General features: G+C 40.0%; 16 protein-coding genes. 3 read left to right on the plus strand and 13 right to left on the minus strand.

The features are described 5' to 3' along the window. Nucleotides 1-95 precede the first annotated feature (95 nt). A complete protein-coding gene (locus QA601_04435) occupies nt 96-1,532 on the minus strand; it encodes an extracellular solute-binding protein (protein MDG5814313.1) in 1,437 nt (478 codons plus the stop codon). Nucleotides 1,533-1,754: 222 nt separating this feature from the next. Between QA601_04435 and argA the strand changes: the two genes are divergently transcribed. Then, on the plus strand, nt 1,755-3,113 hold the full coding sequence (gene argA, locus QA601_04440; GenBank protein MDG5814314.1) for an amino-acid N-acetyltransferase: 1,359 nt from the start codon (nt 1,755-1,757) through the stop codon (nt 3,111-3,113). Between the two features lie 4 nt (nt 3,114-3,117). On the opposite strand, the gene QA601_04445 is transcribed toward argA, so the two are convergent. The 8 genes from QA601_04445 to QA601_04480 all read right to left on the minus strand — a co-directional run bounded on the left by QA601_04445 (nt 3,118) and on the right by QA601_04480 (nt 8,582). Continuing rightward, nucleotides 3,118-3,564, minus strand: a complete 447-nt coding sequence (locus tag QA601_04445) for a hypothetical protein (GenBank protein MDG5814315.1) — start codon at nt 3,562-3,564, stop codon at nt 3,118-3,120. A 94-nt stretch (nt 3,565-3,658) separates the two neighbouring features. Continuing rightward, nucleotides 3,659-4,306 carry an HAD family hydrolase gene (locus QA601_04450; GenBank protein ID MDG5814316.1) on the minus strand — a complete coding sequence of 216 codons (648 nt, stop codon included), beginning with the start codon at nt 4,304-4,306 and terminating at the stop codon, nt 3,659-3,661. Between the two features lie 12 nt (nt 4,307-4,318). Then, nucleotides 4,319-5,089, minus strand: coding sequence for a pseudouridine synthase (locus tag QA601_04455; protein ID MDG5814317.1), 771 nt, complete (start codon nt 5,087-5,089; stop codon nt 4,319-4,321). Continuing rightward, nucleotides 5,079-6,449 carry a DUF512 domain-containing protein gene (locus QA601_04460; protein ID MDG5814318.1) on the minus strand — a complete coding sequence of 457 codons (1,371 nt, stop codon included), beginning with the start codon at nt 6,447-6,449 and terminating at the stop codon, nt 5,079-5,081. The genes QA601_04455 and QA601_04460 overlap by 11 nt, the downstream gene beginning before the upstream one ends. Before the next feature lie 144 nt (nt 6,450-6,593). Further along, on the minus strand, nt 6,594-6,824 hold the full coding sequence (locus tag QA601_04465; protein ID MDG5814319.1) for a hypothetical protein: 231 nt from the start codon (nt 6,822-6,824) through the stop codon (nt 6,594-6,596). An 82-nt stretch (nt 6,825-6,906) separates the two neighbouring features. Then, a complete protein-coding gene (locus tag QA601_04470; GenBank protein MDG5814320.1) occupies nt 6,907-7,056 on the minus strand; it encodes a hypothetical protein in 150 nt (49 codons plus the stop codon). 92 nt (nt 7,057-7,148) lie between these two features. Beyond that, on the minus strand, nt 7,149-7,523 hold the full coding sequence (locus QA601_04475) for a response regulator (protein MDG5814321.1): 375 nt from the start codon (nt 7,521-7,523) through the stop codon (nt 7,149-7,151). A 114-nt stretch (nt 7,524-7,637) separates the two neighbouring features. Continuing rightward, nucleotides 7,638-8,582, minus strand: a complete 945-nt coding sequence (locus tag QA601_04480) for an ATP-binding protein (GenBank protein ID MDG5814322.1) — start codon at nt 8,580-8,582, stop codon at nt 7,638-7,640. 181 nt (nt 8,583-8,763) lie between these two features. Between QA601_04480 and QA601_04485 the strand changes: the two genes are divergently transcribed. Together QA601_04485 and tsaD are read left to right on the plus strand one after the other, a co-directional pair. Beyond that, nucleotides 8,764-9,513, plus strand: a complete 750-nt coding sequence (locus QA601_04485) for a hypothetical protein (GenBank protein MDG5814323.1) — start codon at nt 8,764-8,766, stop codon at nt 9,511-9,513. 3 nt (nt 9,514-9,516) lie between these two features. Continuing rightward, nucleotides 9,517-10,500 carry a tRNA (adenosine(37)-N6)-threonylcarbamoyltransferase complex transferase subunit TsaD gene (tsaD, locus tag QA601_04490; GenBank protein MDG5814324.1) on the plus strand — a complete coding sequence of 328 codons (984 nt, stop codon included), beginning with the start codon at nt 9,517-9,519 and terminating at the stop codon, nt 10,498-10,500. A 163-nt stretch (nt 10,501-10,663) separates the two neighbouring features. On the opposite strand, the gene ftsY is transcribed toward tsaD, so the two are convergent. The 4 genes from ftsY to mtaB form a co-directional block, all read right to left on the minus strand. Further along, a complete protein-coding gene (gene ftsY, locus QA601_04495; protein ID MDG5814325.1) occupies nt 10,664-11,566 on the minus strand; it encodes a signal recognition particle-docking protein FtsY in 903 nt (300 codons plus the stop codon). Nucleotides 11,567-11,630: 64 nt separating this feature from the next. Beyond that, nucleotides 11,631-12,479 carry an HDOD domain-containing protein gene (locus QA601_04500; GenBank protein MDG5814326.1) on the minus strand — a complete coding sequence of 283 codons (849 nt, stop codon included), beginning with the start codon at nt 12,477-12,479 and terminating at the stop codon, nt 11,631-11,633. A gap of 55 nt (nt 12,480-12,534) precedes the next feature. Next, nucleotides 12,535-13,425: an HDOD domain-containing protein gene (locus QA601_04505; protein MDG5814327.1), complete on the minus strand. Its 891-nt coding sequence runs from the start codon at nt 13,423-13,425 to the stop codon at nt 12,535-12,537. An 8-nt stretch (nt 13,426-13,433) separates the two neighbouring features. Then, nucleotides 13,434-14,744, minus strand: coding sequence for a tRNA (N(6)-L-threonylcarbamoyladenosine(37)-C(2))-methylthiotransferase MtaB (gene mtaB, locus QA601_04510; GenBank protein ID MDG5814328.1), 1,311 nt, complete (start codon nt 14,742-14,744; stop codon nt 13,434-13,436). Between the last annotated feature and the right edge of the window lies 1 nt (nt 14,745).

Genomic DNA, 14,745 nt, shown 5'->3' on the forward strand with positions numbered 1-14,745 from the left:
CGGTTTCAAGCTCCTCTGGTTGACTACTGTAAGCCCTTTGAAGCATCTCTAATTCATCGCTTACAAGCTGCTGTATCGTCATGGTTATCTTCTCTCTAATCCTGAACCGGAGTAATTGATTCCAGTATCCCCCTTATGTATTCCCTGTCCGGAATACCACCCTCACTGTAGGACCAATGTTTTTGTCCAATAACCCCCTGCCACAATCCTTTATAAATTTTATTGGTGGTATCATCCCACCCCCCTTTTAACTGGTTAATGCTATTGTAGTTTAGTTGTTTTTTTGTAGTGAAATAAAGCTCTGAAATCCAGTTCTCGCCCGCTATAACCGGTATAGACCCTAAAATATCTCTTCTCAGAGGCAAAATGCCAAATCTTGCACCTTCCTCTAACTGATAAGTTCTTGATGTGATGTGCTGAATTAAACTTCTCGAAAGATTCAGATCAGGAGAGTTAATTGGAACCCCCCACCACCATCCACCAGTTTTGACCGATTTCCCCCCTTTACGTTCAGGTATACCATAGTGATCAAGTTCAACAGAGCACACAAAAGGCATCGTTGCAAAAGCCAGGTCAACAGGTTTAATAAATAGTTTTGAAGAACCACCAGTTTTCCTGCGTACAAGTTCAAATACCTCTGATTGGGAGAGGAAAGAAAGAAATACTTCCTCTGTTTGAAATGCCTTATAAATATCCTGGTTTTTCACTTGTCCATCAAGCATAGATGGATCGTAAATTTCATAATAAGTAAACAGTGCTTCCCAGTGAAATAAATCGGCTAATGCCTCAAGTCGATTATTTTCTAGTTCATTTTGTCCTGTACCAAACTGAAAAACATAATCAACGAAACGAGATGACATACCTTTAGAATTGTAGAAAGAGTGTGCTATCCTTGGAGCCTTTCTTCCTGAAAATTCCTGACGAGACCAAATCCATCCCAAAACAAATAAATCATAATAATCCCAATGCTCCGGATCATTTTCGAAGGTGTAATTTGAAGGTAGTCCATGTCCATTTACAGCTACAAGCTCAGAATCTAAAGTGTCCCTATAGCGCCTCCAAATATTACGCACATATTCTACTTTACTTTTTCTGTAAACCATTAATCTTGTTTCTAGTTTTCTTGGAAAAAAATAAAGTGCACCATCAATTTTACCATTTGACGTAAATATATAGTTTTCATTTACACCTTCTATCACACTATCACACATAAACTCTTCAAAGTTTATTATTTTCCCGCTCTCAACATACTGTCCTTCCACACCAAAAGGTATTTCTAAAAGTCCGATATCTTTTTCATTCTCATTAATTAGCTCTAGAGATTTTTGAGTCTCTTTATACTGTATAACAGTAACATCTACATCATTTTTTTTCTCAAAGTCTGGTAATACCACTGTTTCGAAAAAGCTTTTATGATCCTGGTCCATATGCATTACAATACTCATGGACTTCACTGCACATCCTGCCCCCCACAATGGTAAAAGGAGTATAACACCATAGTTAACTATTAATTTAGCATAGTGCCCCATCATTTTCTCTCCTTACCTGGAGTTCACCACTAAACGATTTTAAAATGTTTTGTGAATAAATTCAAGGGTTTAGGCGAAAATATCGATAAAATGAAATCAGTTAAACTTTGCTACCCTTACAACCAGGTTTTATTTTCAAAAATCAGCAAGTGCTGCAGTGTTCTAAAGATTGCTTAGGGTTAGAAGAAACGGAGTCAAAATCCCACCCCCCAAAATTACATGGCTATGGACAAAACTAAATTAAAAGAACAGGTAGAAAGTATACGCCAGACATTTGGTTATATGAAGAGATTTAAGGGAGAGACCTTTGTGATAAAGATTGATAGCTCTCTTATTAATCATGATCTCTTTGCGATTTTAATTAAAGATCTCACTCTTTTGCACAATATGGGGATTAAAATTGTACTTGTCCCAGGTGCCCGAAGCCGAATAAATGAAGTGCTTTCAACTTTTAAAGTCCAATGCCAGACTGTAAATGGTGTACGCATCTCATCATCTGAAGCAATACCATTTATAAAAATGGCGGCATTTGATGTCTCAAACCGTGTAATGACCATGCTCGCAGAAAACGGGGCAAATGGGATCATTGGAAATTGGGTTAAAGCCAGAGGTATGGGGGTACGAAACGGAGTAGATTTTCAAAACTCCGGTATAGTCGAAAAGGTACAGAGCAAAATACTTAACAGTGTACTTGAGGACGGCTTTATACCAATATTTCCCAATATTGGCTGGAGTGGAACCGGAAAACCCTACAATCTCTCTTCCAACGAACTTGCTTTCAATCTCAGCCGGGAACTAAGAGCTGCGAAGCTATTTTTTATTACCAATTATTGTGGTATTGAAAGCAAGTCATTCAATCTGCCAAAAGATATCTATGTATCAGAGGATGGCATCATTTCACAGCTCAATGTGGATCAGGCAGGATACTTTGTAGAGATGAATGAAGGAGAAGGGTATAACGAACAGCTTGAGCTTATTTCTCTTGCCTATAATGCCTGCAAACAAAGTGTTAAAAGGGTACATATTGTAGATGGTCGTGTGGAGGGAATGGTTCTTCAGGAAATTTTCTCTAATGTAGGGCAGGGAACAATGGTCTACTCCAATCTCCATGAAAATATCCGAAATATGGAAATAGCAGATATTCCGGAAGTACTTGCTCTTATGCAGCCACAAATTGAAGAGAAATTGTTGGTGGCACGGCACGCCTCAGACCTGGAAGAAAAGGTTAATGATTATGCGGTGTATGAAGTAGACGGAACGATTCACGCCTGCGGAGCTCTTCACCTCTACCCTACGGGACAAGGGGAGATTGCTGCAATAGTTGTGGATAAACAGTATGCAAGCCGCGGCATCGGGCGTAAAATGATCTCCTATTTTATCGATAAAGCAAGAAACATGCACCTTAAATCTGTTTTTGTGCTTACAACCCAAACATCTGACTGGTTTTTACAGATAGGATTTAAGGAAGCTCACAAAAGTATACTTCCACCCCAGAAGCAAAAAACCTATAATGAACGGAGAAATTCAAAAATCCTTGATTATCAGCTAAGCCAAAAGCCGAAGATTAACTGCCATGTAGACTAATGGTTCATCTTCGCCTTACAGCAACCCAATAAGGAATACCACTATCATCCCTTAAACGAATAATTCCGTCATCAAACCGTATCTCTTTTGCCATAATGAAAACATTATCTCTCAGATTTGCCCTTCTGCCCCGTACTTCCACGTTATCACTTTCACTCAGGTTAATATCCTGATAAAGAACATACCATGCAGGCCCCAGATGCACATCAAGGGAGTCAAATCCACTCTCTATAACCAGTTTTATACCGCTACTCATATCATGCATCGGAGTGACCGTATCGATTGCGATTACTGTTCCTCTGTATTCCTGAAGACTATTGGTTCCATAAAGCTGCTCGTACTGACTGTCATATCCCCACTTTTCACTTCCCCGAAATCTAAGTGTTTGAGAAAAAACAGTAAGTGAAGCACCAAAAATCAGGGCAATTACAGCTGCTTGTTTGTATCTCACAATGTTGCCTCCATCTGTATACAGAATCAAAAATGTAGTCTTTATCAAAATAGAATCTGAGTCTGCTTACTTTCAACCCTTTATAATCCCTAATTTACCTGCTGAGCACCTTTAGTAGTTCAATTGGATCCTTTATCACTACATCTGCTCCATTTTGATACAGTTCGTCCTCGTCCCTAAATCCCCAACTAACCCCTACAGCAACTAGCCCCGCCCCTTTTGCGGTTTTCATATCGGTTGCTGTATCGCCAACATAAAGTACCTCTTGTGCTCTCAAGCCAAGCATATTTAAGATATGCACCAGTGCTTCTGTATCGGGTTTGACTGCAAACCTCCCAGCTCCTAAAGCTATATCAAAGTACCCATCAAAATAGTACTCAACCACTTTTTGAGTGAACTCTTCGGGCTTATTAGATAGTACTCCCAGTTTTACGTTACGCTTTTTTAAAGAGTTAAGTACCTCATCGATCTTATTGTATGGCTTGCTTTTTAGATTCCATCTGGAACCATACTCCTTTTTCATCTCCTCAACGCACTGTTGCACCACTCGCTCACTAACCCCCTCAGGAAGCGAACGGCGGGCAAGCATTACCATACCATCACCCACAAAATATCGGTATTTGTCTAATTCATGTGATCTATACCCCATCCTCTTAAGAACAGAATTCATCGATTCACCAAGATCGGTAAGCGTATCGAGCAAAGTGCCATCAAGATCAAAGACAACTGCCCTGTATTTCATAATTTCCCTTTTTCAGTTATTTTTGTACCCAGCATTTTTTAGTGCACCAATTTCACGTTCCGTAAGCTCCCGTACCTGACCTGGTTTCAATGATCCGATTTTAACCGAACCAAACTGTACTCTTTTTAACTGTTTGACCTCATGTCCCACAGCATCAATCATTCGTCTTATCTGACGGTTTTTTCCTTCAAAAAGGACGACTTCATACCAACACTGTCCATTCTTTGAGCTTATAGCCCGGACTTCCGAAGCTCTCAGTAACTGGTCCCTTGACATAACCCCAGCCTTTAGCTGTTCAATTTCCTCATCTTTAAGGTATCTGGTAGTCCGCACATTATATACTTTTTTTATTTGATATCTGGGGTGTGTAAGGGCATGAACCATTTCCCCATCATTAGTCAGAATCAAAAGACCTTCAGAGTTATAATCAAGCCTTCCCACATATTTTAAGTGTCCAATATCTCTGCCGCTTTTTAGCAGTGCATCATAGATCGTAAGCCTGCCCTCAGGATCAAACCTGGTGACAATCACACCACAAGGTTTATAGTAGACCAAATACTCAATTTTTTTTATAGCAGAAAGAGCCTTTCCCATATATTCCACTTTGTCTTTTTGTGGATCGATCTTTACCCCAAGCTCTGTAACCTTTTTCCCGTTCACAATTACCCGACCGGCAGCGATGAGCTCATCGGCTTTTCTCCTTGATCCAAGTCCACACATAGCAAGATACCGGTTAAGCCTTAGTAGACTATCATTGTGCTGTTCTTTTTCATTACATCCCATTTATATCACCATCTCTTGTTTCTATTTCGTGAATCCCCATACTGTTGCCCGTTTCAATGCAATCCTCAAGCATTGATATTACCCTAAGCGTTACCCCTACTTTTTTTTCAATACGCTCAGAAGAATATCCATCGAGCGTGTACCCGGCATAGCTGAACATAACATCCGGGACATAAACAGCATCGTAGCGATCTTTTTTTAATTGTCTCTTAACCTCCCGAATCACATCTTTTGCCGTCAATAACCCGGCCACAGTGACACTTTCGCCAAAATAGCTGTTATGAACAGGAATTACATTAAATGTATGCGGCACGAGCTCTGAAAGTTCATTAAAAACCTGTGACACATAAGGATGGGCAGAAAGTGAAGTGATAACCAGAACCGATTTTTCATCGGAACTTCCAACACCACGTTTTCCCCTGTCATTTAGTGTACCTTTTAAATCATCCCACGACTCAAGAAATTGGCGAACAAGTCCCACCCCGTTTTCAATCTGAGGATATTCACAGTAGTAAGAAGCAGGTGGAATGGGAAGAGAGGCCCTGATAAAGAGTTCATCAGCAATAAATATCTTCCCCTCAGCTAACCTTTGAACATTCTGTACCAAAGAGATAATTTCCTTGGCACACTCTGCATTAACATCGCTGAGAAATTCATTTCTAAATCTGGTTAAACCAACAGGAACGATTGCTACAGAAAGCAATGATTCTCCCAAACTCAGAAGATCAGAAAGCGTTTGTTTTAAGACTGCTCCGTCGTTATACCCCGGACAAATCACCAGTTGAGTGTGAAAGGAGACGGAGTGGAGTGCAAGAAATGAGAGTTGTTGCAATATCGGGGGGGCTTTTTTGTTTCTAAGCATTGCCCCTCTCACCTGAGGATCTGTAGCATGTACAGATATAAAAAGCGGAGAAAGGCCAAGTTGAGCAACGCGTTCAAGATCAGCTTCAGAAGCGGTGGCAAGTGTAACATAATTGCCATTTAAAAAAGAATGCTTGAAATCCTCATCTTTTATATACAATGATTTTCTAAGCCCAGGCGGCATCTGATCTATGAAACAAAACACACACCTGTTGCCGCAACGGTTTATAGGCAACTGATAAAACTCAACATCCAAAAACGCATCCGGTGGACGTTCAACAGAAATAGTTTTTCTTTTCCCGTTTCTGACACACTCTATGGTGAGAAGTGAATCGGCGCCAAAGAAGAAAAAATCCAGCTCATCACCGATCGAGTTTCCGTTTAAAGCGACAATCTGGTCCCCGCTTCGAAGTCCGGCAGAGAAAAGAAATGAATGCTTGGGAACTCTTTTGATTTTTAGCCCCTGAGTAGGGCATTTTTTAACTGTGTTTAATGACATTTAATAATCTCAATAGATTCATCAAGCCTTAATTTATAAACTAAATGCGATAAAAGGATAATTATATTGTACCAAAATGAAGAGCAGAAATGAGAAGTGCAGAGCCGTTTTACAGGACTCCTTAAAATGGAGGAAGGGGATTGTTTACCGGAATAGATCTTTTATTTTAGACCAGTTTGTTCTTGTTTCTCGGTTTGGCTCTATTACTCTTGCTGACCTGGTAATATTTTGCTCTTTTCTGGCCTGGTTTTCTGAAACCTGTTTGTTTTCTGACTCAATATTGTTTGAAGCCAGAGTATCAACAGTAAGCTCCGCGCTCACAGAACCACTGAGAACAAACAAAAAAAGTATACTGATTACATATCTCTTAATCATACTATTTACCTAAATGATTGCTGAATTTTAATACAGTACACCAATAATATAGGGAAATTTCCATCAGATAGCAATATCTTTTTTAAATTGGTTGAAAATAGTCTTCTTCAGAAGGCAACTCATGTTCACTTAAAATTTTGAAATCATTCTCCATTTTGGCACTGCAAGCAGCACAGTAAAACTCCTCCTCAGAAACATTTGCCCTGCGACACTCTACACACACCGAAACCATTTTCTTTTATTCCCTCCTTAGAACTGCCAACAGAATTGGGCTGAATCTACACCTATTTTAAAGCAAAAAGTTGCCCAATCCAAGAATCCATTCTACTCGTTTTGTCCAAAGTGTTTGTTGAATTTTTCTTTTATCGTGCTGAAATTTAAAGGCTTGCGTATTACATCGTGTATACCCTCTATCCTCAGCAAATTAGACTCAAGATCGCCTTTCCATCCAGTTACCAGAAAAGTTTTAGTATCCTCAGAGATGTTTCTAACCATCCGTGCCACACTTCTCCCCCCCATCTCTCTTACACACAATGACACCAGTACTGCATCAAAGTGGTTGTTTTTAATACTCTCAACTCCCTTTTCGGCTGTATTTTCCACGCTGGTTTCACACCCCAGCCTCCTGAGAGATCTTACAAGGGCTTCCTGAACATCTTTATCGTCTTCTACGATTAATACTCTATGATTTGCTTCCATGTATTTCTATCTTACAAGCTAAAAACGTGCCACTGTTTTCAAACTGCGTAATACCTGTTTAAAGTGAATTCCCCATAAAACTCAGAGAATCCTCTACTAGTAACTTTTAATTAATCAGGTAATATTTACCTGATTTGGTAAACAATTTCCAAGTTGATTTATCAAAACGGGCTTTTCTCTACTCTCTCCAGACCTGGATAAATAGTGCAATATCAAACATTCAGTCCTCTTCCCTGAATCAATATTTATGATGAACCGGTCCACCAGGGTTCTAACCAAATGAAGTCCCCTTCCATGCTCTTCATCCTTCTCACAACTAAGCTTTGAAGTCCTGTCCATCCAATACAACGCCTGGCGTTTGCTTAAGATCCCTCTTGGATCCTCAACCGATACTCCGATTTTTGTGTCATCAACGGCCCAGCGCACAGCTATAGCATCGTTTGAATTTAATCGATACTCCCTGCACCATCGCTCTCTGGGAATACCGGTGAGCTGTAACACTCCATGGAACAATGCATTCGATATCAGCTCATCAACAGCTATCTCCAAAAACAATGCGCCCTTACCAGGATAATGGCCAGAAATGGCTGAACACACGCTCCTGGCCTGATAATAATCAATGATATGTTCCTTTTTTATAGCACATTTGTCGAAATATTTCTCTAAGCCAAAGATCACACCTTCAGCAAGTGACCTTATATAAGTATCAGTTTTAAATGCAGTAATGTCACTATCTTTTTTTATGATGTTACTGATATTGTACTTTCTAATTAAAGGAATATAGCAATCTATATCACCTGAGCTCATTAAGATATGACTAACTGAGGGATACCCGGAGTAGATTTTTTCAAGAATCGAGAAACCATAACTCTCTAAGATATCGGTGTCAGAAAATATGACCAGAGGTCTCGATTTTTCGATTAATTCAAGGGCTTTTTCTGCTGTTTGAGCTCTTAAAACCACAAAAGAACCAGGAACAAAGACCTTTGAGAGACTAGCACAAAAAGCCTCCTCCTTGTCAATAACAACAATTGTCTTTAGGTTTTTATGGTTGTTCAAAAAAAGCTTCTCCAACAAAATATATTGAATATCCTAAATAGAAGTGCTAATATAAATGATTCAGCACGCTCTTTGTAACTACACTTTTTAAATATTGCTTAAAAGTGGAACTTAAACAGTAGCTTAGTGTAGTTATTATGGGCAAATACTATTTTTAAAACTCTAAGAGGAGTTTCATTTTATGATTTTTGGCGTCTATTGGTTACATGCTACAGTTATTATCCTTTTGGGGATCTCTGTTATATTAGCCATCACTAATCTTTTCTCTTATGCAAAAATTTCATCAAAGGTTTCGGTGCTTGAACAAGAGGTGTATAAACAGGCCCACGTTCTCGATACTCAAAGAAGGGGAAAGTCTCCCCAAATGAGTAAATCTGTACACAAACAAAGCGCAGAGGAAAAACAGGGTGATACTTCAAGCGATTCTAACGATACTATAGAGATTGTAAGAAATGTAAGAGGAGCTTTTAATGAATCAACCTCAGATCAGCAGCTCCCCAGAAAAAACCCAGAGCAGCTTACTCCCAGTGCTCACCAACCTACAAAACCAATACCAAGACCAAATACGCCCAAAAAGCCACCGGCTCAATCTCAAAAGGATTTAGACGTATTAGATGTGATAAGCGAGCCGGTACTAGAACAAAACAATGAACTGTATACTCTTCCACTTTACTCTGAAGCATCAAAAGATGCCGATTTTAACCGTATTTGGCAAAAAGCAAATCAGATGATTTTCAGTGGTTCAGGGCCTCAAATTAAGATTGATTTCTCTAATATTTCATTTCTTCATAAAAATGAGATCCTGTGTTTGAGTAAAATTCACAAGCTTGCCTCCGAACAGGGGGCGATAATAGAATTCAGCAACTGTGATGCGGAGATCAGAAACCAACTGGCCTCCATCCCTACTCTGTTTCATTTAATTGAGGATTAATCTATGATAGTTCTGGGACTGGAAACGTCCTGTGATGAGACTTCCGCAGCGGTAATAAAAAACGGTAAATTAGAATCTAATCTTATCTATTCTCAAACAGAGCATTCAGATTTTGGGGGAGTAGTACCCGAGATAGCCTCACGCGCTCACCTGGAAAAAATTGCTCCTCTTACTCAAAAGGCACTCACTGAAGCCTCAGTTAGTGCAGAAGCGGTAGATCTGATTGCAGTTTCAGATAGCCCCGGTCTTGCAGGTGCATTGCTTGTGGGCATAAGTTATGCCCTGGGGATGCATATGGCCCATGGTACAGCTCTCAGTGGGATTAATCATCTGGAGGGGCATATTGCTGCTCTTTTTATCAGTAATCCAGATATACCCCTGCCGTTTCTTGCGCTCGTGGTTTCAGGCGGACACACAGCGATCTATAGAGTAGATGATTTTGGCTGTTATACATTATTGGGACAAACTGTTGATGATGCAGCTGGTGAAGCCTTTGATAAAGTAGGTAAGATGCTTGGATTTAATTACCCGGCAGGAAGGTCGATAGAACAAAAGGCAGCCGAAGCACAAAACCATGATCTGGTAAGTTTCCCTATTGCCAAACTATCGGATTCAAAACTTAATTTTTCATTTTCGGGTCTAAAAACAGCGGTAAAGTATTTTCTTAAAAGTAAAACTTCCCAATATATTACAGAAAACAAAGCAGACATATGCTACGCGTTTCAAAGAGCTGTAATTAAATCCTTGGTTAATAACTTAGCAGAGGCATCCAAAGTAACAAATATTAAAACTTTTGGTGTTGTCGGAGGGGTAGCCTGCAACAGTACGTTGCGAAAAACGCTTACAAGCCGGTTTGGAGAACAACTATTTTGTCCCCCTCCCTCTTTATGTACCGATAATGCAGCCATGATTGCCATGGCAGGCCTCAAAAGAGCTCAGATGAATTGCTGCCGCTTTCCAAAAATGAATCCATCACGAGGTATTTAACGATGCATTTTATTCTTCTATGTCTTGCAGTTTTTTTACTAGCATTCCTTCTGATAATTTGTGTTCAGCTAACGAAAATAGAAAAAACGGTATCTGATATCACAGAACTTACAGAGCAGAATGTAAAAAAACTGTACAGTGGAAAATAAGCCCTGGTACTATTTTACACGATATCACCCAACATAGCTTCCACATAGGCATGCGGGTCAAAGTCCTGCAGATCATCAATCCCCTCACCTACACCAATTTTTCTAATTGGAACGCCAAGTTTTTTAGTAAGCGCTAATGCGACCCCGCCCTTTGCAGTGCCATCAAGTTTAGTAATCACAAGTCCGGTCAAAGGAACTATATCATTAAAAACCTGTGCCTGTTTGATGGCATTTTGTCCTGTGGTTGCATCAACAACCAGCAAAATTTCGTTGGGTGCATGCGGAGTATTTTTCTTTATGACTCTTACAATCTTCTCCAATTCCTTCATAAGATTAACTTTATTATGAAGGCGCCCGGCAGTATCAAGAATTAGTACATCTGAGCTTCTGCTCTTTGCAGCTTCAATGGAATCAAAAGAAACCGAAGCAGCATCAGCCCTCTCATGCTGAGAGACAAAATCACATCCGGTACGCTGCGCCCAGATTCTAAGCTGCTCTATTGCACCGGCTCTAAATGTATCAGCAGCACCAAGTATCACCTTTTTGCCATTGTTTCTCAGTTCATTGGAAATTTTACCAATAGTAGTGGTTTTTCCCACTCCATTTACACCAACGATCAAGATCACCCACGGTTTAGGTGGAAATTCCTCGGGTACTTTTTCTGCGTGCAAATCAGAAACAAGTATCTCTTTTAACGATTCGATGGCATCAGCTGCCTCAGTAATCCCTTTCTGGCTTATATCTTCTCTTAGACGATCGATTACATCAACCGAAAGATCAAGTCCCAGATCAGCTGCAATTAACGCCTCCTCAAGGGAATCAAAGAACGTGTCATCAAACTCTGCCCCCTTGATTATGGAACTAATTTGCAACCGAGTTTTACTTAACCCGCTTTTTAGACGTGAAAATATATCCATCTCTGTTTTATCCCTCTTTAAAAGGCTTATTATACTCCAAAGGAAGTAAAAATATATGGATACATCATAACATATCAACCTGCAGCCGTATTCTCTTGTGATGCTCAAGAGCAGTTGATGCTATAACACGCAGCGATTCACCCTGCAGGTTAACTCGCTTTAAAGCTTCCAGCTTAATTTCCGGCACACTTTCCTTTTCCACAACACCATAGCCAAGCACATGTGCCATGTTGTCTGCAATATGCACAACCTCTCCCAGCATCACATAACCCTCACTCTCTTCCGGTGCATGGTGTGAGCTGATAACAGAGCATAGATCGGGAGGATAAAAGCATTTTTCTGCAAAAAACGCACCCACAGAAACATGAGAGCAGCTGCAGTCTTCACAGTGAAAAAACACCTTGTTTGTGGATGCCACAACCGCTTTGCGTAACTCCTGTGGTCTGTTAGTGCACAAAACAAGTTTTCCAATATCATGAAGCAAACCTGCACAGAAAAGTATATCAGTTTCTATGTACTGGTAGCGTTTAAGGAATTTCCCGATCGACTCTGATATGAGTGCAACGAGCAAAGAATGAGCCCAGAAACGCTTGATAGAGATAGGATATTTTTCTCTTTCCCTCTTTTTACCTAAAATTAAAGATATCTCTAGAAGAGAAAATATTCGTTCCAAACCTAAAAGGTTAATGGCATTTTTAAGGGACGAGACGCTTATACCTACGTTTGGCACAGAGCTATTGGCAAGTCTTATTACCTGAGCAGCAAGAGCAGGGTCCAGTTTTAAAGCATTAAGAATTTCTTCTCTGTTTAAATCCCGTTTCTCTAACATTTCGACGATATACTTTGTAACAGGCAAAGGCGAAGGCAAAGGGTCGAACATTTTGCAGTTGATGGGGTCTAATTCCTGTTCCATTATACATTCCCCAGTATATCTATACTATAATAATAAAAAAAACAGACCAGGATATCTACTTGATAATGGAAAGAAATTCCATAGAGTTTTCCATGGTTTTTTCTATAGTGTCTCGTATTTTAAGATACTCGGTTTCAGCGATGTTTAGATATCTTAATGCACTTTTGCATTTTGCGGAACAAATCTCATCTTCCCACAAATCACAACCAAGTTCATGTGAGATAAAGTTAGCGACATGCACTGTTGCAACCAACTCAGAGGCAATTTCTTTTTGATCCGGACTGTGGTGATGAACCAAACAATTTCCGAGTTCGATGGGTAAAGCCCATCTGTCGGCCAGAATACTTCCGATACCAGCATGGGTTACCCCCAATATTTGCTCTTCGGCTTTAATCAGCGGTACGGATTCCTTTTTTGCATACTCACATGTTTCATAATAGTCGTCCGAAGCATACTGATTTAATATGAGCTTACCAATATCATGGATAATACCTGAACAAAAAGCACTCTCAGGATCCATCATCCTAATATTCATAAAGTGTCTTGTAATGGTTTTGGCAGCCATGGCAGTTACAATCGAGTGTTTCCAAAAAGCATCATTGCTAAAAGCATATTTCTCACCTGAAAACATTTTCACAAGTGACGCACTGAGGACTAAGGACCTTATTGTGTTAAAGCCAAGTATAACAACAGCACTTGAAACAGAAGAGATACTTCTTGGGATACCATAAAAAGCACTATTGGCAAGACGTAACATTTTACTTGTTAGAGCAGGATCTTTTTCTATGAGTGAAGCCGCATCTTCAGCAGATGTATCTGGTGAATTTACAATCTTAAGTAACCTAAGTACTATTGCAGGAAGAGATGGTAACTGGTCCAGGTTTTCGATTATCCTGTGATATCGCTCACTGTTTTGTGCAGAACTGATAGAGCTGTTCTGATTCATATTTCCCCTTATTTCACTGGCTCAGCAAGACACCTGCCCTTGCAGCACAGTTCAGTTAATTTTACTTCAATCCAGGAATTATGCTCAGCACTTTTACCCGGTAATTCGACTCTGATATAATTTGATGTCACTCCACGCACCGGTCCCTTAGATTCGACAAGTATTCTATGATGCCTTTCTTTCTGCTTTGAAAGAAAATTTAATCGTGAGTGATTTAATTCTTCCCTAAGAAGCTCACCTCTTTGGCTTTTAAGCTTTTCGGTCACCTGGTTATCAAATTTTTGAGCCTTAGTCCCGGGCCGGGGAGAATATCTAAAAACATGACCGTAGGAAAACTCAAGTTCCCTTATACCGTTTACTGTCTCCATAAACATGTGATCTGTTTCTCCCGGAAATCCAACTATAAAATCTCCCCCAAGGCTTATGTCAGGTCTTTTTTCCCGTAAGCGTTTGATTTTTATCTTCAAATCATTCACCCCTTCAAAAGGACGTCCCATGCCTAAAAGTACATCCTTGCTGAAGCTCTGTACGCTTACATGTATATGATCACATATTTTCCCCTCTTTTGCAACAGTTTCTAACAGCTCATCAGTTAGATCCCTGGGATCCAAAGAGCTAAGCCTGATTCTATAGTCGCCATCAACTTCTGATATTTCCTCTATCAGACCACTAAGTGATGTTCCTGTAGCAGGGTCTCTGTATTGGCCAATGTGTGTACCAGTCAGAACGATTTCTTTATATCCGTAACGAACCGCTTTTTTTAGCACCGCTACAAGATTGTTTAAATCCGAACTCCGGGAAGGTCCACGCAAAGCAGGAACTATGCAATATGAGCAGCAAAAGTTGCAACCTTCCTGTATTTTAAGACTAAATCGTGTTCTCTTTGAGTGCTCTGGTGGCAGAACAACTGTACTAAGAAAAATTGTATCAGAAGCATATATATTCTTACAGTGCAGTCCCACTCTACCGTTCTCTATAATAGGAAGAATACTACCTTTCTCTACATTACCTACCACCCATTTCACATTTTCATAGTCGGTAAGTTCATCTTTTAACTGCTGAGCCAGGCATCCTGTCACCAAAATTTGAGCCCGGGGCGCACTACGCGGTATCGACCGAAGAAATCGTTTTGTTTTGGATTCTGTGCATGAGGTTACAGAGCAGGTGTTTACAATGATTAAATCAGCTGTTTCTATTTGGCTGACCACTGAATACCCTGCAGATGTAAACACATTTTGAAGTGAAGCAACCTCCTCCTGATTAGTTCTGCACCCTACAGAGTGAAAAGCAACAGCACCTTTTTTATTTTCAGCATCCATT

The sequence above is a fragment of the Chitinispirillales bacterium ANBcel5 genome, from assembly GCA_029688955.1.
In the GTDB taxonomy this organism is placed as follows: domain Bacteria; phylum Fibrobacterota; class Chitinivibrionia; order Chitinivibrionales; family Chitinispirillaceae; genus Cellulosispirillum; species Cellulosispirillum alkaliphilum.

Bases quoted from the DNA above. Each gene is read 5' to 3' on its own strand.
- QA601_04460 (MDG5814318.1), bottom strand. From the start codon at position 6,449: ATGTCATTAAACACAGTTAAAAAATGCCCTACTCAGGGGCTAAAAATC.
- QA601_04435 (MDG5814313.1), bottom strand. From the start codon at position 1,532: ATGATGGGGCACTATGCTAAATTAATAGTTAACTATGGTGTTATACTC.
- QA601_04450 (MDG5814316.1), bottom strand. From the start codon at position 4,306: ATGAAATACAGGGCAGTTGTCTTTGATCTTGATGGCACTTTGCTCGAT.
- tsaD (MDG5814324.1), top strand. From the start codon at position 9,517: ATGATAGTTCTGGGACTGGAAACGTCCTGTGATGAGACTTCCGCAGCG.
- mtaB (MDG5814328.1), bottom strand. From the start codon at position 14,744: ATGGATGCTGAAAATAAAAAAGGTGCTGTTGCTTTTCACTCTGTAGGG.
- QA601_04485 (MDG5814323.1), top strand. From the start codon at position 8,764: ATGATTTTTGGCGTCTATTGGTTACATGCTACAGTTATTATCCTTTTG.
- QA601_04500 (MDG5814326.1), bottom strand. From the start codon at position 12,479: ATGGAACAGGAATTAGACCCCATCAACTGCAAAATGTTCGACCCTTTG.
- QA601_04475 (MDG5814321.1), bottom strand. From the start codon at position 7,523: ATGGAAGCAAATCATAGAGTATTAATCGTAGAAGACGATAAAGATGTT.
- QA601_04465 (MDG5814319.1), bottom strand. From the start codon at position 6,824: ATGATTAAGAGATATGTAATCAGTATACTTTTTTTGTTTGTTCTCAGT.
- QA601_04505 (MDG5814327.1), bottom strand. From the start codon at position 13,425: ATGAATCAGAACAGCTCTATCAGTTCTGCACAAAACAGTGAGCGATAT.
- ftsY (MDG5814325.1), bottom strand. From the start codon at position 11,566: ATGGATATATTTTCACGTCTAAAAAGCGGGTTAAGTAAAACTCGGTTG.
- argA (MDG5814314.1), top strand. From the start codon at position 1,755: ATGGACAAAACTAAATTAAAAGAACAGGTAGAAAGTATACGCCAGACA.
- QA601_04470 (MDG5814320.1), bottom strand. From the start codon at position 7,056: ATGGTTTCGGTGTGTGTAGAGTGTCGCAGGGCAAATGTTTCTGAGGAG.
- QA601_04455 (MDG5814317.1), bottom strand. From the start codon at position 5,089: ATGGGATGTAATGAAAAAGAACAGCACAATGATAGTCTACTAAGGCTT.